Source organism: Streptomyces sp. NPDC059832, assembly GCF_042731715.1.
Taxonomy (GTDB): Bacteria; Actinomycetota; Actinomycetes; order Streptomycetales; family Streptomycetaceae; genus Streptomyces.
In genome coordinates this window covers 53,774-77,876 of the sequence record NZ_JBHWIY010000026.1, presented here as the reverse complement: position 1 = coordinate 77,876, position 24,103 = coordinate 53,774, and the positions used below count along the sequence as shown (strand labels likewise).

Annotated in this window: 19 protein-coding genes and 6 pseudogenes; 13 read left to right on the top strand and 12 right to left on the bottom strand. The window is 68.4% G+C overall.

Annotation, left to right across the window (positions count from 1 at the left end):
* Window positions 1–218 precede the first annotated feature (218 nt).
* From ACFV8T_RS33370 to ACFV8T_RS33360, 3 genes are all read left to right on the top strand, one after another.
* On the top strand, window positions 219–416 hold the full coding sequence (locus tag ACFV8T_RS33370; RefSeq protein ID WP_385334881.1) for a hypothetical protein: 198 nt from the start codon (window positions 219–221) through the stop codon (window positions 414–416).
* A 691-nt stretch (window positions 417–1,107) separates the two neighbouring features.
* Window positions 1,108–2,127: a proline racemase family protein gene (locus tag ACFV8T_RS33365; RefSeq protein ID WP_385334879.1), complete on the top strand. Its 1,020-nt coding sequence runs from the start codon at window positions 1,108–1,110 to the stop codon at window positions 2,125–2,127.
* A 351-nt stretch (window positions 2,128–2,478) separates the two neighbouring features.
* Window positions 2,479–2,877: a hypothetical protein gene (locus ACFV8T_RS33360; protein WP_385334877.1), complete on the top strand. Its 399-nt coding sequence runs from the start codon at window positions 2,479–2,481 to the stop codon at window positions 2,875–2,877.
* Window positions 2,878–2,900: 23 nt separating this feature from the next.
* On the opposite strand, the gene ACFV8T_RS33355 is transcribed toward ACFV8T_RS33360, so the two are convergent.
* Both ACFV8T_RS33355 and ACFV8T_RS33350 read right to left on the bottom strand, forming a co-directional pair.
* The gene (locus ACFV8T_RS33355; RefSeq protein WP_385334875.1) at window positions 2,901–6,296 is read right to left on the bottom strand and encodes a S8 family serine peptidase; all 3,396 of its coding nucleotides are present in this window, start codon (window positions 6,294–6,296) and stop codon (window positions 2,901–2,903) included.
* 137 nt (window positions 6,297–6,433) lie between these two features.
* On the bottom strand, window positions 6,434–7,465 hold the full coding sequence (locus ACFV8T_RS33350; RefSeq protein WP_385334873.1) for a helix-turn-helix domain-containing protein: 1,032 nt from the start codon (window positions 7,463–7,465) through the stop codon (window positions 6,434–6,436).
* A 168-nt stretch (window positions 7,466–7,633) separates the two neighbouring features.
* On the opposite strand from ACFV8T_RS33350, the gene ACFV8T_RS33345 reads away from it, so the two are divergent.
* Entirely contained in the window at window positions 7,634–8,755 is a 1,122-nt protein-coding gene (locus ACFV8T_RS33345) for a PP2C family protein-serine/threonine phosphatase (RefSeq protein ID WP_385334871.1), read from the top strand.
* Between the two features lie 525 nt (window positions 8,756–9,280).
* Here ACFV8T_RS33345 and ACFV8T_RS33340 read toward each other — a convergent pair.
* The 4 genes and pseudogenes from ACFV8T_RS33340 to ACFV8T_RS33325 all read right to left on the bottom strand — a co-directional run.
* Complete coding sequence (locus tag ACFV8T_RS33340) at window positions 9,281–10,615, bottom strand: Dyp-type peroxidase (protein WP_385334869.1); 1,335 nt, start codon at window positions 10,613–10,615, stop codon at window positions 9,281–9,283.
* A gap of 21 nt (window positions 10,616–10,636) precedes the next feature.
* Entirely contained in the window at window positions 10,637–11,647 is a 1,011-nt protein-coding gene (locus ACFV8T_RS33335) for a hypothetical protein (RefSeq protein ID WP_385334867.1), read from the bottom strand.
* 16 nt (window positions 11,648–11,663) lie between these two features.
* Complete coding sequence (locus tag ACFV8T_RS33330; protein WP_385334865.1) at window positions 11,664–12,254, bottom strand: hypothetical protein; 591 nt, start codon at window positions 12,252–12,254, stop codon at window positions 11,664–11,666.
* A gap of 246 nt (window positions 12,255–12,500) precedes the next feature.
* Window positions 12,501–12,719 (bottom strand): annotated as a pseudogene (locus ACFV8T_RS33325) (SpoIIE family protein phosphatase); the annotation flags it as partial.
* Between the two features lie 4 nt (window positions 12,720–12,723).
* On the opposite strand from ACFV8T_RS33325, the pseudogene ACFV8T_RS33320 reads away from it, so the two are divergent.
* The 6 genes and pseudogenes from ACFV8T_RS33320 to ACFV8T_RS33295 all read left to right on the top strand — a co-directional run.
* Window positions 12,724–13,029, top strand: a pseudogene (locus ACFV8T_RS33320) (IS701 family transposase); the annotation flags it as partial.
* Between the two features lie 339 nt (window positions 13,030–13,368).
* Window positions 13,369–13,935: a hypothetical protein gene (locus ACFV8T_RS33315; protein WP_385334863.1), complete on the top strand. Its 567-nt coding sequence runs from the start codon at window positions 13,369–13,371 to the stop codon at window positions 13,933–13,935.
* Window positions 13,936–14,368: 433 nt separating this feature from the next.
* Window positions 14,369–14,683 (top strand): annotated as a pseudogene (locus ACFV8T_RS33310) (transposase); the annotation flags it as partial.
* Window positions 14,684–14,827: 144 nt separating this feature from the next.
* Window positions 14,828–15,064 carry an alpha/beta hydrolase gene (locus tag ACFV8T_RS33305; RefSeq protein ID WP_385334861.1) on the top strand — a complete coding sequence of 79 codons (237 nt, stop codon included), beginning with the start codon at window positions 14,828–14,830 and terminating at the stop codon, window positions 15,062–15,064.
* A gap of 613 nt (window positions 15,065–15,677) precedes the next feature.
* Window positions 15,678–16,478 (top strand): phytanoyl-CoA dioxygenase family protein, encoded by an 801-nt coding sequence (locus tag ACFV8T_RS33300; protein ID WP_385334859.1) that lies wholly within the window; start codon window positions 15,678–15,680, stop codon window positions 16,476–16,478.
* Window positions 16,475–16,945: pseudogene (locus tag ACFV8T_RS33295) on the top strand (DUF6309 family protein); the annotation flags it as partial. The gene ACFV8T_RS33300 and the pseudogene ACFV8T_RS33295, both read left to right, overlap by 4 nt.
* Before the next feature lie 42 nt (window positions 16,946–16,987).
* Here the strand turns inward: ACFV8T_RS33295 and ACFV8T_RS33290 are convergent.
* Window positions 16,988–17,737, bottom strand: coding sequence for an SDR family oxidoreductase (locus tag ACFV8T_RS33290; protein WP_385334857.1), 750 nt, complete (start codon window positions 17,735–17,737; stop codon window positions 16,988–16,990).
* A gap of 90 nt (window positions 17,738–17,827) precedes the next feature.
* Here ACFV8T_RS33290 and ACFV8T_RS33285 point away from each other — a divergent pair, with 90 nt between their 5' ends.
* A complete protein-coding gene (locus ACFV8T_RS33285; protein ID WP_385334855.1) occupies window positions 17,828–19,162 on the top strand; it encodes an aspartate aminotransferase family protein in 1,335 nt (444 codons plus the stop codon).
* Between the two features lie 258 nt (window positions 19,163–19,420).
* On the opposite strand, the pseudogene ACFV8T_RS33280 reads toward ACFV8T_RS33285, so the two are convergent.
* Window positions 19,421–19,545, bottom strand: a pseudogene (locus ACFV8T_RS33280) (IS5/IS1182 family transposase); the annotation flags it as partial.
* A 497-nt stretch (window positions 19,546–20,042) separates the two neighbouring features.
* Entirely contained in the window at window positions 20,043–20,351 is a 309-nt protein-coding gene (locus ACFV8T_RS33275) for a transposase (RefSeq protein WP_385334853.1), read from the bottom strand.
* Window positions 20,352–20,781: 430 nt separating this feature from the next.
* Here ACFV8T_RS33275 and ACFV8T_RS33270 point away from each other — a divergent pair, with 430 nt between their 5' ends.
* Window positions 20,782–21,066 carry a hypothetical protein gene (locus tag ACFV8T_RS33270; protein ID WP_385334951.1) on the top strand — a complete coding sequence of 95 codons (285 nt, stop codon included), beginning with the start codon at window positions 20,782–20,784 and terminating at the stop codon, window positions 21,064–21,066.
* A 23-nt stretch (window positions 21,067–21,089) separates the two neighbouring features.
* Here the strand turns inward: ACFV8T_RS33270 and ACFV8T_RS33265 are convergent.
* The 3 genes and pseudogenes from ACFV8T_RS33265 to ACFV8T_RS33255 all read right to left on the bottom strand — a co-directional run.
* Window positions 21,090–21,307, bottom strand: a pseudogene (locus ACFV8T_RS33265) (M55 family metallopeptidase); the annotation flags it as partial.
* A 302-nt stretch (window positions 21,308–21,609) separates the two neighbouring features.
* Window positions 21,610–21,903, bottom strand: a complete 294-nt coding sequence (locus ACFV8T_RS33260; protein WP_385334851.1) for a hypothetical protein — start codon at window positions 21,901–21,903, stop codon at window positions 21,610–21,612.
* Between the two features lie 452 nt (window positions 21,904–22,355).
* Window positions 22,356–23,321 (bottom strand): helix-turn-helix domain-containing protein, encoded by a 966-nt coding sequence (locus ACFV8T_RS33255; RefSeq protein WP_385334849.1) that lies wholly within the window; start codon window positions 23,319–23,321, stop codon window positions 22,356–22,358.
* A gap of 290 nt (window positions 23,322–23,611) precedes the next feature.
* On the opposite strand from ACFV8T_RS33255, the gene ACFV8T_RS33250 reads away from it, so the two are divergent.
* Window positions 23,612–24,019: a peptidoglycan-binding protein gene (locus ACFV8T_RS33250; RefSeq protein WP_385334847.1), complete on the top strand. Its 408-nt coding sequence runs from the start codon at window positions 23,612–23,614 to the stop codon at window positions 24,017–24,019.
* The last annotated feature ends 84 nt before the right edge of the window (window positions 24,020–24,103 follow it).

Below are 24,103 nucleotides of genomic sequence, written 5' to 3'. Positions count from 1 at the left end.
CCTCCGGTCCCCAAAGTGCTCCAGCACCGCACCACGAGCAACTTCTGTTGCCATTTCCGGGACGTCTCTGATTGAAAGGGACTCACGGACGAGCAATCCCCCATCGCCGCCGTGCGTCGTCCAGGACGACGCACGGCTCCGTGAGATCCGCACGCAGCGTGGTGTGACCCTGTCCGCCCTCGCCGAGACCACATGGAGGAGGAGTTCGTGCCACGCAGTTGCGACACCACGCCGCCTGCGCCGACGCCCAGCAGTTCGCACAGACCACGCCCACCGGCTGGGTTCGCCGGCTGAGCATCGCCGGCACCCCTGCCCAGGCACACGAAGCGATCAAGGCCCGCGACGCCGGCTCCTCGGCGGCATCCGCAGCCGCGTCCGCGCGGCGCGGCTCGCCGCACTGCGGACGGGGCTCGTGACCGCGGCCATCGAGGGATGAAGCAGCCCGCCGACCGTGGCTGATCCGTGCCAGTGGCACTCCTGGGCACCGTTCGGACACGGTCCGGGATACCGTCCGGGAGCCGCCGAACGGCGGCAGCGAGGTGGCCCGAGCCGCGCCGGGAGGCCGCCGTCACCACCGAGGAGGAACGTGACGTCGAACTCGAAGAGGCGCTCAGCGATCTCCGCCTCGTCCGAGGTGGCTGGGAAAACACCGAACTCCACAAGGCCGTGGACTCCGCGGTGCGCGGATTCACCGACGGGTCGAGACCGTGGACGATCCCGGTCGGCGCACCGGAGACGGCAGCCAGGTCGCCGGCCGGGGCACGGACGCCCCGGCAGGGCAGACCGAGCACGAGCTCCGGCTCGGCGAAGGAACGGCGCCGGCCCATCCGGACGACCTCACCGCGCCCGAGAGCGGCGCGGCATCGGCGTCCGGATCGAGGACGGCCTGGTCGTCACCGAGGACGGTCACGAGAACTGGGTCGAGACATGGATGGCCCGGTTCGCCGGCTGACAGCATTGTCACCGGCATCAGGTTCACCGGAGGTCTGCTCCGCCGTACTCGCCTCGGCTCTCGACCTCACGCGATCCCGAACTGGCCGAGTTCGTCGACGCCGGTCGGTTCTGACCGCCTCACACCCTGCCCTCACCAGCTCTGTGGAGGACCTCATGACCATCCACCAGGTACTCACCACCGACTATCACACCGGCGGCGAACCGTTCCGCATCGTCCCCGAACCGCCGGTCGCCATCGAAGGAGCCACCGTCGCCGAACGCCGTATGTTCGCCATCGGCAACCCCGACGTGGACGACCTGCGCAAGCTGCTGTGCTTCGAACCCCGCGGACACGCCGACATGTACGGCGGGTTCATCACCCCACCCGACGACGAGGGTGCTCACTTCGGCGTGCTGTTCTGGCACAAGGACGGCTTCTCAACAGCCTGCGGCCACGGTTCCATCGCGCTCGCCGTCTGGGCCGTGCAGACCGGCCGCGTCGCCCGCGACCCCTCCGGCACCACCACGGTCGTCATCGACGTCCCCTCAGGCCGGGTCACCCTGCGCGTGCACACCACCGGCGAGCAGATCACCGGAGTCGACTTCGTCAACGTCCCCTGCTACCGGCTCGCCGAACGCGTCAGCGTTGCCACGTCCGGCGGGGGCGTCGTCGTCGATGTCGCCTACGGCGGCGCCATCTACGCGCATCTGGACGCGTCCAGCGTAGGACTGGCCGTCACTCCCGAGCACTACTCCGGCCTCATCGCGATCGGACGCGAGGTCAAATGGGCGCTGAACGACAGCGAGTACGCCCGTCACCCTGCCGACGACCGCCTCAGCGGCATCTACGGGACCATCCTGTACGACGACCTCGGCATCGACGCGAACGGCAACCCGCACCAGCGCAACGTCACCGTCTTCGCCGACGGCCAGGTCGACCGTTCCCCGTGCGGCTCCGGCACCTGCTCCCGCGTCGCCGTACTCGCAGCGACCGGCCACCTCAAGCCAGGCCAGATCCTCGTCCACGACTCGATCGTCGGCACCCGCTTCCACGCGCGGATCGTCGCGGAGTCGGCCGTCGACGGCTACCCCGCCGTCGTTACGGAGGTCACGGGGAAGGCTTACCGGACCGGCGAGCACCGCTTCGAGCTCAATCCCGCGGACGACCTCGGCACCGGCTTCGTCCTGCGGTAGCCGCCCCGCCGACCGGCTGAGCAAGCGCGTGCGCGGTGCCGACGTCCCGCGTACGCCTCTCACTCAGGAGTCCGTCTCGGACTGTCCCGCCCGACTGCCCGGATGCCACGGCTGTGGGCAAGATGCTCGTGCCCGAGTTCGGCGTCCGGACTTGAGTCGCCAGCCTCGACCGCGTCCGCTGTCTCGATGTGTTCCTCCAGAACGGCCTTACCCATCTCACCGGTGCTGCCCTACCACAGCCGCACCGACTCGGCCGCACCACGGCAGAGCCGCCGCCAACTCTCCTGCTCCGGTGCTGTACTGACGATTGATCAGCACGAGCCTCAAGCGACGACTGCGCACCCCCACGACGTGGCCACCATCGCCATGGCACTCCTCGACGGCCTGACGAACCGGCTCCTCACCGACCCCGATGCCCCGTCCCTCGACGATGCCCGCCGCCTGGCCGGGCACCAGCTCGCATGCGCGACCGGCTTCCGCGGCACCCTCCCCTTCCAGCCTCTCCCCCACCCCGGCCCTCCACCGCCCCAGCCCCCGGCCAACCGGGCTGCCCCGACGCCGCCGCGCACCACGAGCCCCCTCATCTCCCACGAACACCTGAGCGCCTCGACGTTCGTTCCGTTCGCTCCGCTCGTGATGCTCTGCCCCATTGCGGTCCGTGGGGTGTCCTGTACCCCACCCTGCGGACTGGGACGGACGGCGGCCGGTGAACGGGCTTCGCCCAAAAGGGCCGCGTGGTCGACGTACTGACCCACGCGGCCCGGACCAGGTGATTACCGGACGTCGTAGGCGCGGGTGATCGTCTGGGTGACCGCGTTGCCGTTGGCGTCGGTGACGGCAGCCTTCATCATGACCTGTTTGCCGGAGGCTCCGGTGTGGTCGAGGAGGGCCGTCCAGTGGCCGTCATGCTGTTCGGTCGGCGCCTGGGTCCAGGTGGTGCCACCGTCGTAGGAGTAGGACAGTGTGGCCGCCGTGATCGCGCCCGGGGTGTATCCGGCATGCCCCTCGACCGACAGGCCGACCTTCAGCCCCTTCGTCGCGGGAAGAGTGTTCATGACGTCGACCGGAACGTCGTACGCCGGGAAGAGGAGCGGCAGACCGCGCGAGTAGACGTCCGGTTCCCGGTGGGAGCGGAAGGTCCAGGATGTGGTGACGGCGGTGGAGCGCCGCCAGTTCGGGTCGGAGGTGGGGACCTTCTCCAGGTTCTGGGTGAGTTCGTAGGTGGAGTCCTCGTCCGGCACCTTGAACGCGTCGTAGGGCCAGGCGCTGGTGGCGATCTGTTCACCGTTGCGCTTCAACGCGAGGTTACCGAGGTCTCCGAACGATCCGCCGGAGGACCAGTGGTCGCCGGATCCGTCGAGCCAGAGAGCGGTCTGGATACCGATCAGGTTGCCCTGCCGCTCGGCGGCCAGCGAGGGCTTGCCGTCGGCGTCACGCATCGCCGCGGGCCGCAGCGGGCCGCGGTACCACTCCTCGGCGCTCCGCTGCCCGGTGCGGTAGGTGCGCTCCTGGTCGCCCATGAACGCGGCGAACGGGAAGCTGGTCATCGCGCCGTGGTACCAGACGTCGTCGCCGGTCGTGTAGTAGGCGGTGCGGGTCGTGGGGACGTGCACCGCGCGGAACGAACTCACGGGGATGTACTCGCTGCCGCCTTCGGAGCGACGTACGAACAGGGTGTCGAGGTAGTCCCCTTCCTCGCCCATGGCGTTCCAGGTCTCGGTGACCCGGGCCAGTCGGGAGTCCTTGGGCCGGTGGACCTGGTCGCTGTGCAGCGGCCCCTGGGTCGGGAACGTCAGGTTGTAGACGTAGGGCGAGCCGTCCTGGGAGCCGGTCGCCCGCCAGGTGGGCCGGAACTCGAAGGTGCCGCTATTGGCACGTCCGTCGATGTCCGCGTAGAACTTCTGGACGGTTTCGCCGGCTGTGAGCGAGCCGGAGATCTGCCAGGTGTCGTCCCAGGTGCGGGCGTAGCTGAGCGTGGTGGTGTTGACCTTCGCGGGCCGGTCGGTGTGCAGGCTCAGCCGGTGGGCCCGGCGGGCGTCGAGGACGAGGGTGGTGTCCCGGGTGATCCGGAGCTGGGGCTGTGCGAGGTAGCTGATCGATTCGGGCGCGTTATCGACGTCGTACGTAGCCACGAAGCCGCTGAGGGAGTAGTTGCCGGGGCGGACGCTGTAGGTCTGCTCGGCCGCTCCGGAGTTGCTGCGGCGCTGCCCCTTGTCGGTATCCAGGCTGACGAGGTCCACGGAGGAGGGGCCGGTCGCGGGCTTGCCGTTGCGGTCCACCATCTTGACCCGGAGCGTGACCGTCTCCGGCTGGACGTAGAGCGTGACCGGCACGGAGACGCGCACGTCGCCGCCGGTGGCCAGGATCCGGCCGGTGACCGCGCCGTACTGGGAGTCCTCGATAGGGGCGGTGGGGTCGATCCGCACCGGCACCCGGGCGGTGGCCCCGGCGGGGACCGTCACCTTGCGCTGCTCCGGCTTGATGATGCCGGAGCGGACCGTGCTGCCGTCGTTGCCGTGCACGCCGCTGACCTTCAGGTTCAGGGTGAGGTCGCTGTCGCTGATGTTGGTGAAGGGCACCTGCACCGTGGTGCGGTCCGATGCGTCCTGCGGCCAGTTGTAGCTGCCGGCCTGGACGGCGGGTGCGGAGAGCACCTTCTGGTTCACCGCGGTGAACACGTCGAGCACGCCGCCGCCGGTCTGGTCGGCGCCGGCCACCTTCCCGCCGGTGCGGGCCGAGGAGACGAGCGCGGCCTTGATCTGCTGTGCGGTCCAGCCCGGGTGGGCCTGGCGGAGGATGGCCGCGGCGCCCGCGACGTGCGGGGTCGCCATCGAGGTGCCGGACATCGACTGGTACGCGTAGACGCCGCGGCCGCCCGCGTTGGCCGCCGAGATGTCGACGCCGGGGGCGGCGATCTCGGGCTTGAGCGTGTGCGTGACGGCTGCGGGGCCGCGGCTGGAGAACCAGGCGGTGCTGTCGTCCCGGTCCACGGCGCCGACGGTCAGCACGTCGGGCACGCACCCGGGCGAAGTGACGGTCTCGGTGCCGGAGCCGGCATTGCCCGCGGCGACGACGAACAGGGTGCGGGTGCTCTGCGCGAGCTGCTTCGCCGCCTGGGCCACCGGATCGGTGCAGTCCCCGGCCGCGGGGCTGCCCAGACTCATGGAGACGACGTCGGCCCGCTGGTCGACGGCCCACTGCATGCCTGCGATGACCCAGGAGTCCTGGCCGTACCCACCGTCGTTGAGGACCTTGCCGATGAGCAGGGAGGCGCCCGGGGCCACGCCCTTCTTGCGGCCTTCGCTGGCGGCTCCGGACCCGCCGACCGTGGAGGCGGTGTGGGTGCCGTGGCCCACCCGGTCTGCGCTGGTCGTGGAGTCCGTGAAGTTCTTGGAGACAGCGACCCGGTCGACGAGGTCCGGGTGCTCGGCGTCCACGCCCGTGTCCAGCACGGCGACCTTGGTGTTCTTGCCGTCGTAGCCGGCCGCCCAGGCCTCCGGCGCGTGGACCTGCTTGGTGGACCGGTCCAGCGTGGCCTCGACCTTGCCGTCCAGCCACAGCTTCTTCAGCGCGGAGGCGGAACGCGAGCGGGAGTCCGTGACGTCCCGCCAGAACGTGGCGGCGGTGTCCTTGTCCGCCGTGAGCGCGACGCCGCCCACTGCGGGAAGCGACAGACTCCGTTCGGAGCCGCGAGGCGCCTCCGGTGTGCTCTTGGCGACGTTCACGCTGTTCCCGTAAGTGGCGATCAGCGGGAGCGTGTCGGTGTGCCCGTCGTCATATCCCTGGCGGATGAGCCCGGTGACGTTGAACAACTGCTCGTCGACCCTGCCCTCGGCGACCGCCTGGGAGGCGCCCTCGGGGTAGACGTACAGGTCCTTGCCCGACTGGTAGGTCCGGAACATCGGCTGCGTGCCGTCCTTGCGGGGCAGCACCGCCGCGGAGCGGCGGCCCGTTCTGTCCGTGGTCACAAGGACCTTGTCGCCGGTGACGAGCGTGACCGCCGTCTGCTTGCCGAGGCCCTGCGCAGCCTCGCTGCCGACGACGGGTCTCTTCCCCGGCCCCGAGGCGGCGTCATGCGGCGCATCAGCCGCCCCGGACGGCGTGACTGCCGTGAAGGCCAGGGCCGCGGCGGACGCCGCGCCCATGGCTATACGCGTGATGGGACGCATGAATCTCCCTACTTGACGCAATGAAATGCCGTGGTGCGGCTGCAGCCTGGCAGACATGCAGATGGCGTAGGGATGCCTGCGCATGACGGGTTTCCCGCATGTCGGGTTTCCGTCAGACGGTCACGACGGAGTGCCGGTCACAGCCAGCCCGCGCGGGCGGCGTGCCAGCCGAGCTGCAGCCGGGAATCCGCTCCCGCGAGGTCCATCAGGCGGCGCGTCCGCCGTTCCACGGTCCGGATGGAGACACCGAGCTGCGAAGCCGCACGCCGGTCGGAGATTCCAGCCAACAGCAGGGCCAGGACTTCGAGTTCACCCTCGGTCGGCCATTGCTCCGCCGCCGCCTGCACCCGTACACCCGAGGCGGTGGGGTACAGCGGCCGGGCCCGGTCCCATTCCTTCTCGAACAGGTGCACCAAGGCGGTGAGCAGGCCGCTGCGGTGCACCACGATGGCGCTCGGCTCGCCACAAGGACCGGTCACCTCCAGCGGCACCATGGCGCGCTCCCGGTCCGACACGACCATCTTCAGCGGCAAGGCCTCGACCAGGCGGAGTTCCAGCCCTGCTGTGATGGCCGCCCGCATGTCCGGTGCCACCTCGTGTCCGTCGAGGTAGTCCTTCGTGGCCACGACCCGGAATTCGACCCCGCGGTCCAGCGCGGAACTCTCCGCCATGTCGGTGTCCTCGCGCGGCACGGCGATCGGCTCGCCCACAAGGAACACGAGCAGCTCCCGCTGCGCGCCGCGCTGCAGTTGGTGGAACCGGTGGGCGACCTGCTCCACGCCGACGACCACCTCCACCACACTGCCCGCAGGGTGTGCGGCGGTGCTCCGGTACTGCTCGGTCAGTACCGAGAACGCGGTCTCGGCCCGCTGCAGTGCGTTGCGCTGCTCGACGAGCAGCGGGGCGAGGGCCACGGACGGTGGCGTGAGCCGGTACCGGGCGGCGGGTCCGCCGTCGGCTCCCCGGCCGACCGGGGCGGGCGTCTCCCCGCCCGCCTCGGACACCGCCGCGACCAGGCCGCGTACCGCCAGGTCGCGCAGGACGCGGGCGACTTCGGCCAGATCCAGTCCGGTCTGCCGGACGAGGTCCTGGGCCGAGGCGGACGGCCGGGGCAGCAGAGCGGTGTAGACAGCCTCTTCGGCCGGACCCAGTCCCAGTGCCTGCAGCATCCAACTCCCCCCATCAGGGGAACCCTATCCCCGCCGCCCGGCGCGCCATGTGCCGGCCCGGAATGGCTGCCGCCAGGAGGGGCGCGGTCGTCCGGCGGGGCGTGGCCGCCCCGCGGTCGGGGCCTGCCTACGGTAAAGAGAAAATGCACCATCTGCCCCGGAGGTCCCATGCTCCGTAACCATTCGAAGAGGCCGGCGCGCCCCGTCGAGGCCATCGCACCGCCGAGCGAGGCCGAGGTCGTGATCGTCGTCGCCTCAGTCACCCTGCTGGTGATGATTCTGGGGGCCCTGTCGCAGTCCCCGGTGTGGCTTCTCGGACTCCTCGTGTTTCTTCCGGGGGCGGCGTCGGCACTGTGCACCGTCCGCCAGACGAAGTTCGTGTTCGCCTGGACCGGACTCGTCGTCATCGTCACCATGCTGGTCCGGCATGGTGACGGGCGGCCGTGGCTCGACAGGATCCTCATGATCCTGCTCACCCTCGTCCTGGGTGCGGCCTCCGTCTACGCGTGCCACCGCCGCATCAGCCGTGAGCAGGAGATGCTGCGGCTGCGCTCCACTGCGGCCGCGATGCAGCGCCACATCCTGCGCCCGCTGCCCATGCTCACCGACGATGTCCTGGTGAACGGCGTGTACGAGCCCGTACAGGAGGACCGTCTGGTCGGCGGGGACATCTACGACGTCGTCGACTCACCGTGGGGAACCCGGGTGCTGATCGGCGACGTCCAGGGAAAGGGCCTCCCGGCGGTCGGCGCCGCATTCGCCGTCATCGGCGCCTTCCGTGCGACGGCCCACCGCGAGCCCACCCTGACCGCGCTCGTCGACGCCCTGGACGCCTCCGTCGTGCGGCACAACTCCTATGCCGCGCAGACCGGCGACGACGAACGGTTCGTCACCGCGCTCGTCATCAATATCGACGCGGGTGCGGAGGTGCAGGCCATCAACTGCGGTCACGTCCTGCCGCAGGTGCTGCAGGACGCCACCGTCACGACACCGGCCCTCACGTCCGGTGTCCCCCTCGGTCTCGCCGAGCTCGCAGACGAACCGGCGACGGTCGACTGGTTCGTCTTCCCGCCCGGCGCGACCCTGCTACTGACCACGGACGGACTCACCGAGACCCGCGCCGCGGACGGTGCTTTCTACCCCCTCACCGAGAGCCTCACCCGGCGCGTGTCGCTCTCCCCCACCGACCTGCCGCGTGCGCTCTACGACGACGCGCGCGTATTCGCCGGGCGCGGCGGTCAGCACGACGACGTGGCGGTACTGACTGTGCGACGGACGCCGCACCGCTGAGAGGGTGTTCGTTGTACACGCGAAGTCCCACACACAGCACACGAGCCCTGGTTCGTCGGCGCGGACAGCCACCTACTGCTGTTCCTGGCGCCGCTGCTGCTCGACCTTCTGGGGGCTGGTCCTTCGCGAGCTGTACCTCGCCTGGGCAAGGCACCCACCTCTGGCATACCGAGGGCGAGCGCACCGGCTGTTCCCTCCCGGTCCGCCGGCTGGAAGTGACGCCCCGGGGTGCCGCGGCCGACGGCACGGAGCCGGCGGCAGCCGATCCGGATGCGGCCCACCGCGCGCCGAATCCGAGTCCGAATCCGAGTCCGGGTCCGGGTCCGGGTCCGAATCCGGCAAGAATCGCGACCCCGGCGAGGATGGCATCGAGCGTGCCGAGGGCAGCGGGTTGGTCGGCGAAGACGCCGCGCAGTGCCGGGACGGTGGCTCGTAGGCCGGCGGCGAACATGGTGGCCGCAATGAAAATGACGGTGACGGTGTTGAGGACGAGATGCAGGGTGTCCATGGCGCTTGCCCACCCTGTCAGTCGTGGAGGTCCCCGAGCCGGCGCAGGGCGCTCAGGCTCGGCAGGAAGCAGTACTCGCCTCCTCGGGTGACGACGAACCGGGGCAGCGGGGCCAGGCGACGTCTCACCGGCCTTCGAGGAATGGTGTAGCGGGTCTGCCCGTCCGCGGCGCCGACGACGGGGTCCTTCGTGTTGCCGGACCCGAAGAAGACGCCGTCGTTCATCCACTCCGACTGGACGAATTCGAACTGCCGGCCCAGGTGGGCGCCGATGAACGCGAACATCAGACCACGGTCCGCTCCGTCGTCCTCCAGCACTCCTTCCGGTAGTGGCGGGCCGTACACGGCGCCACGCCGGATCATGCGGTGCAGCCGCACCTCTCCGGCCACTGAGGCGTCCCGTGGGTTGGCGCGGCGGATGTGGCAGCCACCGGGAGTGGTGAATCCCGTCGGGTCGTCCTGTTCGTACAGGAAGGTGTTGCGGCGGTAGGGGTCGGCGCCGAGGGCTTGGTCGTCGTGCTCCGGGGCGAGGGCCAGTGGGGCCCCGCTGCGCCAGCGGCCCATGATCTTCGCGGCGATCAGTTCCTCGTCGTGGTCGTCGATGGAGTTGTCCTTCAGGTAGCGCCTGAATGCGGCAACGCTCTGATGGAGTTTCCGGAAGACCGCGTAGCTGCCGTTGCGCCCCAGCACGGTCGGCTGCGGCGTCTGGACGCCGCCGATCTCATCCGGGTAACCGAGCACGAACTCCCCGCTCTTCAGAGGCGCTTCCAGCTTATTGGACCCTGGGATGCCGCTGCCTTCGACAGCCGGATGGCTGACGCCGTCGAGGTAGCCGAAGTGTTCCTTCCCGGTGGGCAGGGCGTAGCAGTCCTGTCGCCAGATCGCTGTCACGCCGGACAGGCGTTCGTAGGCGGGCCGGGCACGGTCGATGGCCGCCTCCAGGCTCAGGGGGTCGGGTGCGACCGCCGTGATCACCACGTGAACGTCGTGCGTGCCGAGGGGTGCTTCCCAGTGCTGCGGGCTGCTCGCTCCCTCGTCGCGAAGCGCCCGCGCGCGGGCGGCCATGCCCTGCCGGAACTCCCAGGCGAACGTGTCCAGCGATGAACGTGACATACCCAGTGCCTCCAGGCCCCAGTATGTGACGGCGACACTGACCCAGGTGTCCCCGAGGGGGCCGGAGGTGTCGGCGGCGGAGGTCGCCACCGCGCTTGCCCGCCGCATCATCTCCCGGCCCTGGGTGCGGTCGTCGATACGGAAGACCAGGTAGGTCGCCGCGTACGGGGTGGGGCGCGGGCTGAGGACCCCGCGCTGGATGTCGTCGAGTTCCAGCGTGACGTCCGTGGGTGCGCTCATGTCGGCCTCCCTGCGGCATCGCTATGAGACGAGGTTGCGCCAGAAGTTCCGCAGGCTGTCGTCGGCGCCGAAGAGTGTGCTGAAGATCGTTGAATCGGCCAGCAGCACATCTGCCGCGCGGTCATCGCCAGGGGGCATCCACAAGAACATGTTGAACTCGGTGTTCCCGTCCTTGGTGAACGGATGGGGCCGGGACGTGTCGATCGGCTGCCGGGCCAGCACATGGATGGCCTGCGGCTCGTCGGTCGTCACCGCGTAGTGCGGCAGGTGCATGTGGAAGTTGAAATTCGTAACCCCGTTCAGCCATCCCTTCTCGTCCAGATCCCTGATGGTCGACAGGGGGGCGATCCGGTTGTCCTGACCGGTGGCGGGACGCAGCCCGTACTGGTTGATGACCGGCACACCCAGGCCGTTCATCACGTCCCTGACGTAGGTGGCGAACCGTTGCTGGCGAGGCACCAGGGGATCGCCGTGGTGGCGGTACTCCACCTCGCGCACGGACAGGTCGTCCGACGCGCCGACGTCGTGATGGGGTCCCAGGACGAGGCGGGCGTCCTCCCGCGAGAGGAATGACCGCAGGGCCTCGATCTCGTGGGGCTCGGCTTCCTGTCCGGTGATCATGTGGTCGAGTCCGAAAACGAACAGGACGTCTGTGTCGTCGAGTACCCGCTCATCGAGGGGGGTGTGGAAACCGGCCTGGTCGATGCGCTGGTAGACCGGGACGGGATGCCCGGTGACCTCCGCGACGAATTCCTGGAACGGCACCCAGGCCCGGAAGAACAGCTCCAGCGATCCCGCGATGCCCTGCTGGAACTGATAGGGGTCCGACCACTTCGGGTCCTCGTAGGCCGGCCACGCCACCCGCCGGACCTCAGTCATGGTGGAGAACCGGTTGTCCAGTTCGGCCGCGTTCCGGCCCGCCTCGGCGGGATAGCTCCACGAGACGTAGATGCTCACACGCCGTCCGGCAGGGGTGTACTTCCGGGGATTGTGCCGCTCGTTGTAGGTCCGCGCCGTTCTGGCCTCACTCATCGCCCAGCTCCCAGCCTCACTGCATCTGGTCGAGCATCTCCGACAGAGCGCTCTTGATCCGCAGGGCCTTCTTGATCTCGTCCGCCGTCACGTACGGATACTCTCCGTACTCGATGAAGCTCGGACAGTGGTGCTCACGGACGAATCCGACGAACGCCTCCGGATTGGTCCGCCAGTCCTCGGGGAATCCCTCCAGATGCTCGAACGCCGTGCTCACGCCAACCTTCGAGAACAGCGCGATGGCGTCCTCGGTGTACTTGTCGAAGTCGGTGTCGAAGATCCCCTGGTACATGAAGCGCGTGTCATCGTCGAAGAGAACCCACCGCAGGTAGTGCAGTTTCAATGGCGCGAGAAGGTACGGATCCTGTTCGAGCGCCTTGGCCAGCGAGTAGCCGTACTCGCGCATGGCATCGGCGTGGCCGGGCTTGACCCGCGCAACGATGGTGAACCCGTAGCACGCCGGAGTCCTGGGAAAGACGGGCCCGTACTTCCCCTGTTCGAGATGATCCGTCCCCCTTGGGAGGACGACCGCCTGAGGCCTGATCTCCATGTCCACTCCTCCCGCCGACCAGCGGACCGGGACGATTCCATCTTCGCGCCCCACCATCGGGCGCGCCTGCCGGACAGACGTGAACCAAGGGTGAGCGGAGCAGGACGGTACCTTCGTCATGCGCCAGCCCCCGCCTGAGGGACGTCAAAGGGCAGTGATTCCTTCGGACCGTCGTCGCCGTCTCCTCGACCGGGCGAGGCTCGTGTACTTGCCGGTCCGGCTCGATGGGGAACTGGCTGTGGGTGTGCTGGAGGGCGATCACGGCGGCGTCGTCGGCCAGGTGCCCGCCGACGTGGGCGAGCAGCAGACGCTGTGCTCCAGGCAGGCCATGAGGGCGGGCAACGCGGCCCGGCGGTGCGCGGCCTCACGGAAGGCTCCCAGCAGCAGGGCGGCGTCGCTGATCGCGGTCAGGCCCTTGCCCCGGCCATCGCCGATGATCAGCCGGGTGCCGGTGGGGGTGCGGACGGCGGCGTAGAGGTCGCCGCCGATCAGGGCGTGCTCCTGCGCCGCCAGGTACACCGCCCAGGAAATGGTGCGCATCGCCGGGACGCGGTGGGCGATCGAGGAGTGTTTCCAGGCCGCGAAGAACGAGTGTGGCCTGGACCAGTACGAAGTCCGCCGTTACCCGGGTTGGTACCGGCACATCACCCTGGCGATACTCGCGCACGCCTTCCTGGCAGCCACGGCACACCAGGCCCGCGAAAAGGGGACAGAACGGGTGAGGCAGCCGGGACCATCGAGCTCACAGCGGCGGAGGTTCGGCAACTCCTGGCAACTTGTCGGCCCCGGCCCCCACACCTGCACGGACGTCGAGGCCGACACCACGCGGTGAGCTGGTCGAACTGGCGCCGACGACGCCGGGCAGTCGCCCGCCGCTGTCATTACATGCGGCGTTGTCGCACGATCGAGGGGCGGCCACCGTGAAGCCGCCCCTGACCGCTCCACAGCCTGCCCCACAGCCCGTCACACTCCAGCCGCCCAGCGAAACTCGCAGGTCAGACTGCAAAATCCTGCTGGAGTACTAGCCGGGCCCGACGGAGTCGGCAATGGGCGGGTTGGCGGCGGTGTGGAGCCATCGGTTTCCGAACACCGTCTGGCAGCTGTGGCTCTGTTGCACAAGAGCCCTGGAAGCGTGGCGGAATGGTGACATCAAGGCTCCAAGGTTGAGCCCGTGGACACGACGAACCGGTTCCGGACCGTGCGCCTGGGCTTCCTGTGGCGTTTCTCGGGCGTAGGGCCCGGCTGCCTTTTGGCCCTTCTGGTGGCTGTCGTCCTCGGTGCGAGCGGCGCAGTGAATCGGCTGGGCGTCGGCCCCAGCCTGCTGGTCGTCGCCGCGGTCGTCCCCGTTGTGGCCCTGCCCGCACCCATGAGCTTCTGGGTGCGCGCCGACAGCGAGGGCCTCACCCTCTCCAGGGCACTGCTACGCCGTCGCTACTGCTGGCGCGACATCACAGGCCTGGACATGACCTTCGGCGAGGACCCCGATTCGGACGCAGCTCGCCTCACGATGCGTCTGCGCCTGACCACGACCCCCGCTACCGGCCGCGGACCGCTCGTCGGCGTCCTCGGCCTCGCCGCCGGCCATCAACTGCGGGGCACCGAACCGCGCCAGCTCACAGACCTGTTCACCCTCCTCGCCGCCCATGGTGTCCCCCTCTCCGACTCGGGCTTCGCCGACCGCCTCCTTGCCGCCCACGGCCTCCCCCCGCTCCCTCCCGGTCCGGACCCGATCGACTGACCCGCCCTCCGCCTCCTCCAGGGGCCGTTCGTCGTGCCGGAACCGGGACCAGGACGGGATGCTGCGTGCGGACGCCGAGGCTGCCTCCGCGATCCGTCGACAAACGCTGCTCCTAGAGGTTTCTGGCGCACATTCAGCGAGAGCGGTGGACCACTCCATCTCCAGCTCTCGTATCCGCTTGTTCCCCTCGTTCATCTCCCGGCGCAGCCGCTCCAGTTCAGTGCGTTCCGTCCGCTACAAGGGGAGCGACAGGTCAGCGCGTAAGTCCTCGGTGGCCACCCGCTACGGCAAATGCCCTCACGCATTCGCGGACCCTTGCGACGGCCTGGAGACCAAAGGTGTGGAGCGAGCAGGAGGGCACTGTCAAGTTGAGTGAGTGGTCTCCGGGCTGGGATGGTGACCGGGTTTGTTGATCGTTCGGGAGGAGCTGGTGGTGGAGGGCGCCGGGGACGGGCCGTCGTACAAGGGGTTCCGGTTCCCGGCGGAGGTCATCTCCCACGCGGTGTGGCTGTACCACCGCTTCCCGCTCTCCTTCCGCGAAGTCGAGGAGCTGCTTCTGGCCCGCGGGTTCACCGTCTCCCATGAGGCGACCCGCCGGTGGTGCGACCGGTTCGGCCCCCGGTACGCGGCCGCCCTGCGCCGCCGCCGGCCCCGGGCCGGCGACAAGTGGCACCTGGACGAGGTGTTCCTGAAGATCAACGGGGTGCGGCACTACCTGTGGCGGGCCGTGGACCAGGATGCGATCGTCTGCGGCGACGTGGCCGAGCGGCGCGGCGTCGGCAGCTAATGGCGCGCGGTCGAGGAGTCCCGCGAGCGGTTCCCCCTCACCGGGCCGCTGGCCAACAACATCACCCCCTGCGAGTTCTGGGACCGGCCCGCCGAGGCGCCGACCGTGCTCGACCATGACATCCCGGCCCTGCTCGTCAACGCCACCGGCGACCCCCGCACCCTCTACGCCGGCGCCGAGGCCATGCGCGAGCAGTGGCCGAGCTCCCGGCTGCTCACTGTGGAGGGCGCCCGCCAGCACGGCCTGTACGGCGAGTTCGGCAACGCCTGCGTCGACGGGCGCGTCAATGCCTACCTGCGCACGGGACGGCTCCCCGCGCACGACCTGACCTGCGAGGCGTAGCCCAGGACATCGCCTTCGAGGATTGCTCTCGGAGACCGCCGTCGTGTTGTTGTGTACCAGCCACTGGGGTGCTGGGCGGGTGCCATGACGCTCCGTGCGCCGCGTCGCGGTAGACACCGAGGCACCGGCGCGCGCGACCCCGCCGGCGTGCGTGGACTGCACAAACACCCGGCACCCCGAAAGGCTGGCGCACAACCCCAGGTCAGCCGACCCATCACCGGGCCAATGGACACCACTACCCGTTCTCAGCAGGCCTGCGACACCACACCCCACACCCCGCCACGTCATGAGCGCCCTGCACTCACTCGCTTTCCGTAAAGCGCACACGCTGAGTGACGCTTGATGCCCGTATCTGCTTTCGGGAGGATCCCGTCGGCGGTGATCACACCTGTTCTGACGTCTCCGGGCAAGTAGCTTCGGTGTCTCCTTCTGCAGGCACCATCCGCTCCGGCCAGAGGGTTGTCCTGGGCAGAACTGTCACCCAATCACGTCCAGTGCCTCTTTCTGGCCATTCACCCCGTCATGCGCATGACGCATGTTGGCCTTGGACAGGAAACGCCGAGCACTGTGGCGTCCGTAGGGCAACATCTGAGTAAACCGGGGGGTCCGACAGATGAGTGGCACTCGTGCCAAAGAGGTCCGGATCGAGAACTTTACCGAGGACGGCTTTCTTGTCCTACCTGGATTCCTGTCGGCCGACCTCGTCGGCCGACTTGCGCCGGAGGTCGACAAGTGGGTGGAGACAGGCTGGCGTCAGAAATCCATCGATGGCTGTCTGAATCCGGGTACTGAGTCGCCGCAGGTGGTCGAACTGGACTTGGAAGCGCACGGTGAGCTCGCGGTGTACCCGCCGCTCATGGACCTGCTCGGCCACCCCGACCTGCTGGGGGAGCACTTCGTCTTCCACCATCTGCACAGCGACCGGCGACCGGCCGGGGGAGCCGGCAAGAGCTGGCACCACGACTACGAACAACGGCCGCAGCGCGAGCGCCGCTTACCGATGATCCATGCCCTGCACTACATAGGCGGGCTCAAGCCGGAGTTGGGTGGCTTGGCCGTGCTGCCGGGTTCGCACCGGGAAGTCGCGGAGAAGGACGCTCGCAGCCACCTGGGCACGGCAGTCCTGCCGGGCGAGGTGCTCGTCGACGACTTACCGCCCGGGTCCACCGTCATACTCCACTCGGCGCTCTTTCACACCCGCCGGGCCGCGTCCGCCTCGAACCCGAGCGCGGGGCCGCGTTACATGATCGACGGCTCGTACTGTCGTACGGGCACTTTGTGGCCGCCGGTCAAGCCGTACTGGCGGCAGGTGCTGAGAGTGGCGCGCTCGCGCGGTCTGGACGCAGGGCGTCCGGAGCTGTTCGCCGAACGGCACTTCGGTGAGTACGAAGAGGCGGGAAGGTACAGCAGATGAGGATTGTGGGAGCGGTCCGGTTCGAGACGGTCATCGGCCACTTCGCCCAGGAGCACCCCTTCGACGCGTCTGATCAGGCCAACACCAACGACGAGGCCGAAGGGCACATCCGCAACGGGCAGCGGGAGTTGGGCGGCCGTTGGCATCAGGTGCTGCTGGAGGGCCCAGAAGTGTGCGGTGTGGTGCTCCCCTGGCACCTGGGTGAGGACGGAGAGGTGGAGCTCGTCCCCAAGGCGGGGCTGACGGTGGCCGCAGCGGCGGAGCGGCTGGCGGGGTTGGGCGCCTCGTACACGCGCTCCAATCCGATGTGTGCGCTCAAACTCGCCCGGCAGAGCACGGCCCCCCGCCGCCCGTTGTTCCTGAGTACACGGCCCGTTTCGGGACGCGACTACGAAGGCTTGGCTGTCCGCGAGGGGTTGATCCATCTGGACGGACTGCACCGCATGCTCGCCTGGGACCAGGCCGGGCAACTGGTGCCCGGCAACTGGTTCCCCGCCTATGTGGCCGGGCTATCCCCGGCCCACGTAGGGCATGGCGCTGGGCATGACCAGGATGGACTGAATGTTCACCCCGCGCGGCAGAGCGGCCATCGTGCGCACCATGTCGACGACGTGCTTCACGTCCATGGTGGGTTCGACCCGCCGTGACCCGTCGGCCTGTAGGACGGCTGGCTGAGGGCGGTCCTCCGGGGTGACGTTGCCAATGTCGATCTGGCCGCAGGAGATGTCGTAGCGGCGGCCGTCCAAGGACAGTGAGCGAGTGATCCCCGCGACCGCGTGCTTGGCTGCGGTGAACGCGAGGGAGTCCGGCCGGGGCGCCTGAGCGGAAGGCGCTCCGTTGTTGATGATCCGTCCACCGCGCGGGGTCTGCTCCTTCATGACGCGGAAGGCAGCGCGGGAACACAGGAAGGTCCCGGTGGCGATGGAGTCCATCACGCGGTGCCAGTCCTCGACGCTCACGTCCTCCGTCGGGGTGTAGGGCATGACGTCTGCGGCGTTGTTGAACAGCACGTCCACCCGGCCGAACCGTTCCGCTACGGACCTGAACAGGTCGTCCACCGCGGTGGCATCGGTGATGTCGGCGGGGAACGGGACTGCGCGGTCCCGGCCGACGGCGGGCGTGAGCGCCGCCGTCTCCTCCAGCGGCTCCTTGCGCCGACCCACCAGGACCACCGTCCAGCCGTCCGCCAGCAGACCGAGCGCACACGCCCTCCCGATTCCGCTGCCCGCGCCGGTGACGACCGCTGTCTTCCGAGTCACGTCCCGCCCGTCCTCTCCTCAAGCAAACCCCTGCGTATGAAGGGCTCTCCGAACGTGCCCAAGCAACCCTCACCCAAACAGGAGACACATATGACCGGCCATATAAAGGCGTTGGGTGGGACCGACGGCAGTCGCACCTGGTTCAAACGGGCCCAGGCATCGCTGGCGGGCGGCATCAGCTCCTCCTCCAGACTGACCTCGACCGGCCCACACCCCTACCCGCTCTATATCGCCAGCGGGTCCGGTACACGCATCCGGGACATCGACGGCAACGAGTACCTCGACTACCTCATCTCCTACGGCAGCGCGATCCTGGGCCATGCCGCCCCGGAGCTCACCGAGGCACTCACCGCCGTCCTGAGCACGGGCGCGATGTTCGGCACCTGCAACACCGTTGAAGTGGAACTCGCGGAGCTGATCTGCGAGATGGTGCCCTGTGCGGAGCTCGTCCGGTTCGCCAACTCGGGAAGCGAGGCGGTGCAAGGAGCCGTGCGTGCCGCCCGCGGATACACCGGGCGCTCGAAGATCCTCAAGTTCGAGGGCCACTATCACGGATGGTCCGACACCCTGGCCATCTCCAACCGCCCCGATCCCTCAGAGGCCGGCCCCTACGCCACGCCGCACCCCGTACCCCACTCCCCGGGCATTCCGGCCGGGGTCGTCGACGACGTCGTCGTCTGTCCGTGGAACGACCCCCCGGCACTCCGCGCCCTACTGGACGCCCACCGGGGGGAACTCGCGGCGGTCATCTGCGAGCCGATCGTCGCCAACAACGCCTGCACCATGCCCGATCCGGGCTATCTCGACCTGCTGCGGGAGGAGTGCACAGCACGCGGAATCGTGCTCATCTTCGACGAGGTCTGCACCGGATTCCGCACCGGCCCCGGAGGAGCCCAGGCACTGTTCGACGTCGTGCCCGACCTCGCCGTCTTCTCCAAGGCACTGGGCGGCGGCCTGCCGATCGCCGCGTTCGCCGGGCAGCGCCACGTGATGGAACCTCTGGCGCGAGGGGACGTCAAGCACGGCGGCACCTACAACTCCTCGCCGCTGTGCGCGACGTCCGCGCTGGTCACCCTGCGCCACCTGCACCAGCCGGGGGTCACCAAGCACATCGAGGACAGCGGCCAGCGGCTCATGGAAACGATCCGCCGTGCCGCGCACGACCGCCGCGTCCCCTGCGTAGTCCAGGGCGTCGGCGCCATGTTCCAGACCGTCTTCACCCCCGACGGCACACCCACCCGCCAGTACCGCGACCTGCTCCGCTCCGACCAGGCCCGCTACCACGCCTTTCGCCACGAACTCCTCAAACGCGGAGTCCACGCCAATGCCTTCGCCATGGCCTGCTGGTTCGTCCCCGCCGCAGTCACGGACGACGACCTGGACGCCACGTGCGAGGCCGTGGAAGAAGCCTTCAACGCCCTGTGACCGGCTGACATCGCTCCTCGGCGCCAGGCCCAGCTGAGCTTGACTCTATCGGCGATCTTGGTTGGTGGATCTCAGCTGCCAAGGGTTCGCCAGGACTTTGGCCGGGGGCTCTCGTTCTGATCCAGGAGGGTCAGGAAGGCGGTCGGCGGTCTTGGCGAAGAGGTTTCCTCTGTGACTGACCGGCCGCTGAGTCGTTCGATGTTCACGGCGATGGCTGTGAGTGAGCGTTCGATTCTCGGTTGTCCGTTCCATTTGGGGTTAGGTGTCACGCCAGTGGGTGAGGCGTCGGGTCATGAGGTTGATGGCGGCGATTTGGATCACGGCTGCGGATCGGTGTGGGTGGGTTTCCAATCGCGGGCGAGGCGGCGGTGGTGCATCAGCCATGCGCGTACATCCCCTGCTCCAAGCCGCTGCCAGCGAAGGCTCGCAGTGACAAGCGGTTCTGCAGCCCAGCCTGCAAAGCTGCTGCGCGCCGGTGGCGCCGCGACTACGCCGAGGCCGTCGCCATCGGCTTGTGGAACGCCCTGGGCGTGGAGACCGATCTTGTGGTGCACTGCCCCCGTATGTGGCCGACAGTTCGCCCCGGGGCACGGACATCGGCGTGATTCGATCTACGACCGACCCGCGTGCCGGCAGGCCGCCTACAGAGCGCGTCACCGGACAGAGCCGGTACGTGAGGCGTCACTCATAACGGATCGCCGTACCCGCTTCAGGTAGCCGCCCGGCACTGTTCTCGCTCAAGAAGATGGCACGAGCGTGTCAGTTCAGCCTGTGTTCAAGGTGCTACTGCGCCGCTGTGCGCTCCGTGTGGCGGAGGGGATGTTCAGTTCCCGGAGTACGGGCTCGACCCCCAGATGCGGGTGCTCGTCGACGAGCGCCGTCACCTGGGCCGGGTCGGGTCGAGCTGGGCGGCGAAAAATGCCGAGGCTGTCCGCAGGACCTCGTTCGCCCGGCGAAGTTCCCGCACCTCGCGCCGCAACTGGGCGAGCTCGTCCTTCTCCTCGCTCGCGAGCAGGTCGTCCCGCTCGCCGGCGTCGGCCTCGGCCTGCCGGATCCAGTTGCGCAGGGCCTCGTGATGCGCGCCGAGCTCCTCGGCCATACGACGGATCACGGGCTTCGGCTCGGCGGTCCGGTACATCCGCACCGCCCGCTCACGCAACTCCAGCGGATATTTCCTCGGGGCAGGCATCGTCCGGGCTCCTCTCATGAGACCCATCTGACCTGCTGTCACCTTCCCCGCATCTCGGGGGAACCTCAGCGCTCGGTGACCCAGCAGGCCGGCCTGCCACTGCTTCCTCGCCGGGATCCGCTTTGCCTGCCGGCTCACTGACCGCAGGATCACGGAGCTCTGCCAGGTCTCGACCCAGGACCTGGAGGCTGGCAATGCTGGGTGGATCCCGTACGTGGAACTGGCCTCCCGCCGCGGGCCGACGCGGCAGCCACCCCAGCCACTCCTGACTTGCGTGCACAGCTGCTCAAACGGAAGTCGCAGGTGCGGTGATGCCGTGACCAAGGAGAAGCTGGTCACGGCACGACGAAGTGGGCTACGTCCAGAGACTTCGTCCCATTCGTCGGCAGTACGTAGGACACTGAGGATTCGACAACGAAGGAGGATGGCAATGACTGCTCAACCCGATCACCCAGTGGGCGGCAGGATTCCGGCGATCCCGCTCACCATCAACGCCATCGGCGACTCACTGAGTGGTGAGGAGCGTGCTCAGTTCTACCGGGAGGTCCTGGCGGCCGAAGCGGCCGCAGTTCCCGCCGTGATGCGCCTCTGGTGGAAGACAGCGATGCTCAACCGAGCTCCCGGAGCGATCCGGGGACGGGCTGACGCTACAACCGGCCGGGGTCTTGTCTCCGTCGACGCCTTGATCGCGCGGGTCGAAGGTGCTGACCGGTGAGTTGGACTGTCTGCACAGCGATGCGGATCTCCCGCAGCGGGTAGGAGGTTGCGCATCGGGCCGCGGGCATCGTTGACGGTGATCTCGGTGCGCCGGCCGCGACGGCGCCAGGGACGGCGGCGTTGACGTCCTCAGCCATCATCAGCCGTCCCCGCTCGTAGTCCCGACCGCCGGGCTGGACGTCGTCGGCGTCGACGAGCCCTGTGACGCCCTCCATGTCCGCACTGATGTAGATCCGCACTCTGCCATCTCCTCAAGCTTGATCGCCTGGGAGACGCCTTTCACTCATCCACTGGTTCCTGCACCAGATCGCGACCACCTGGTTTCGGCTTGGACGGGCACGGCTGCTTCGGACTCATCCGCCTGTACCAGAGCACACCTTTCTGTCACGCAAGGATCAGCAGGAGCTTCTGAACCGAATTCGCCAGCAGTGTCTCGCAACTGCCGTGGTCAGGGCGTTTCGCATCGTAGCCACGGCCGTATCCACCGGTAGCCACCCGGGCGGCAACGCGTATCCACCCGTGGCTACCGGCTCCGGCCGGTTCAGTCCGGAGGCGTGGCCCCGGGCAGCTCTCCGGCGAAGTCCAGCCACTGCTGGATGGTCCACACGGCGAAGCTGGAACGGTCGGTGGACATCCGCAGCCACACCTCGTCGCCGCCGGGCATGAGCGCCACCTCCAGGTGCGGCTCCTCCCACGTCCCGAGCGGGTACATCCACTCGATGCCGTCGGGCCAGGTACGCATCGCCACCGTGCGCACGCTCAGCGCCGCGGCCATGGCATCCAGGGCCGGGCGCGGTATCCGTACCTCCGCCGGCTCACGGTCGAACCCGGTCACCGGACCCCCTTTCCGCAGCGAGACGCACCAGCTCGCCGCGCACCACAGCCTGCCAGACGGGGGAAGAGCCCAGGTGTCACACAGGCAGCCGAAGCTGTGAGGCTATGAGGTTCACAGACCGTTTCCCCAGGTAGACGAGGTGAGCTGTGAGCCTGTTGGACGGAGCTCGCGCCCGTGCTCCCGTACTGACCTCTGAGTGCGTTCAAGATTGCTTGTCAGAGGACACTGGTGCTGCTCTCGGTCGTGCTGCGCGCCGGTGGTGTGCAGCATTTGCACGGGCCAGGCGGCACACGGGTGCTGCTCGGGTAGCGGGCCGGCCCCGCCGATGCAGCGGTTGGCAGCTGCTGCACGCAGCGCGGGACCGTGCTGCAGGCAGACGGCACTCGTCGTCCAAGGGCGCGGTCCCGCCGCGACGGTGCAACGTCGCAGATCTGCGATGTTCCGTGCGAGGCCTATGCACGGCTGTTGCTGCCTCGGTACTCGGTGGGTGTCATGCCTGTCGCGGTGCGGAAGGCACGGGTGAAATCGGAGGCCCGCGCATAGCCCCAGCGAGCACCGATCGCGCTGACGGGTGTGTCGTGCAGCGCAGGGTCCAAGAGGTCTCTCCGGCAACGGGCGATCCGCCCTTGGCGGATGAATGTGTTCACCGTGGTCCCGTGGTCCTGGAAGACGCGGTGCAGGTAGCGCGGAGAGATGTTGTGCACGGCGGCGACGGCCGTTGGCTTGAGGTCCGGATCGTGCAGGTGTCGGCTTATGTACGCGGTGATCTCGCTGTACAACGCCGCTTTCCGGGTTTCCGGCTGCAGCAAGGGTGCTCGGTCGGTGTGCTGGGCGATGACCGCGGTCGCGACGTCGATGACGGTCGTGCCGAGCCTTTGCCGGTCATGCACACTGAGCTCGGGCTCCGCCGCCACCATGCTGACCAGGGTCTGACAGAAGACATGCCCCACACCGGCGGCTCCGCTGAGGACGGTCCCGCACAGGGGTGCGACCACCTTGTCAGGCAGCGGCATGAGGTGCCGGGGAAACTGCAGGAGCACAGAACTGCAGCCGCGCACGCCTAGAGCGGATGCCTGAAAAGGCCGGGAGCTGTCGTACACAACGATGTCGCCGGGTTCCAGAACGGCTCTGTTCCCCGCCTGCTCTATGACCTGTTCTCCTTCGGTGATCATGGCGATCTGGTACAACTCCGGATCCGACTTACGTATCAGTTGTGCCGAGCGGTAGGAGAACAACTGCGCGTAGGACATCATCGACAGTTGTGCCGGACCCAATGTTGTCGCGCGTATGAAGGCTCCGAAATTCGCCGGATCGGGAAATCTGAAGCGAGTATTCACCAAGGCCAGCGCCGTAGTTTCCGCCCACGCGGTCGTTCTCCCGGCTGGCGGCAGGCAGGTGGTATCCAGCACGGTCACCATGATGATTCCCCCCCGTCGCGGCATCGCGTAATCCGCAGTCTCGGCCCTTGTCGGTGCGATTGAAAGAGACTTCTGCGTCAATCGACGCGTGCACCGAGGAGGCTTGCTCGGAAGCCTTGAAAGGCCAAGGTTGCGGTTGGTCGCTGTGCGCCAAGCCGAGTGCGCTGAGTGCTCATGACAGATGCGGGGCTCAACGACAGGCTGATTCTGCCTGGCCGGATCGCCGGCCTTGCGTAACTTCCTACGATGGAAAAGAGGAAACAATGCGACGTGCTGTGACGAGGACGCTCGTGAGCGCCACTGCCGTCATCGGGATCGCCGCCGGGAGCCTGGCGGGCGCGAGTGCCGGCTTCGCGGCGTCCCAGCCAGCCGCCGTCAAGGCCTCGGTGACCACCGGAGACGTCTCGATCCTCGCGGTGAACAACCTCGGCCTGAGCACGACCCGGGCCAAGAACTGGCAGTGCTGGCTGCGCGACATGGGCCACAACCCCGGCTCGATCGACGGACAGTTGGGCAGCAGCAGCTGGAAGGCGGCCCAGAGCCTCTTCGGCGTCCCTGTCGACGGAGTCGTCGGACCCACCACCATCAAGGGGCTGCAGCGCTACCTGAACCTCTTCGGCTACGGCCTCAAGGTCGACGGGATCGCAGGATCGAGTACCAAGGCGGCGTTCTCCGACTTCAACGCCACTGGCTGCTGAACCGCATCGGAATACCGCGTGGGTCTGGGCGGGGGGGGGGCTGGCCAGCCGGGGGGAACCACAACAACAAAACCCCCTGGGGAG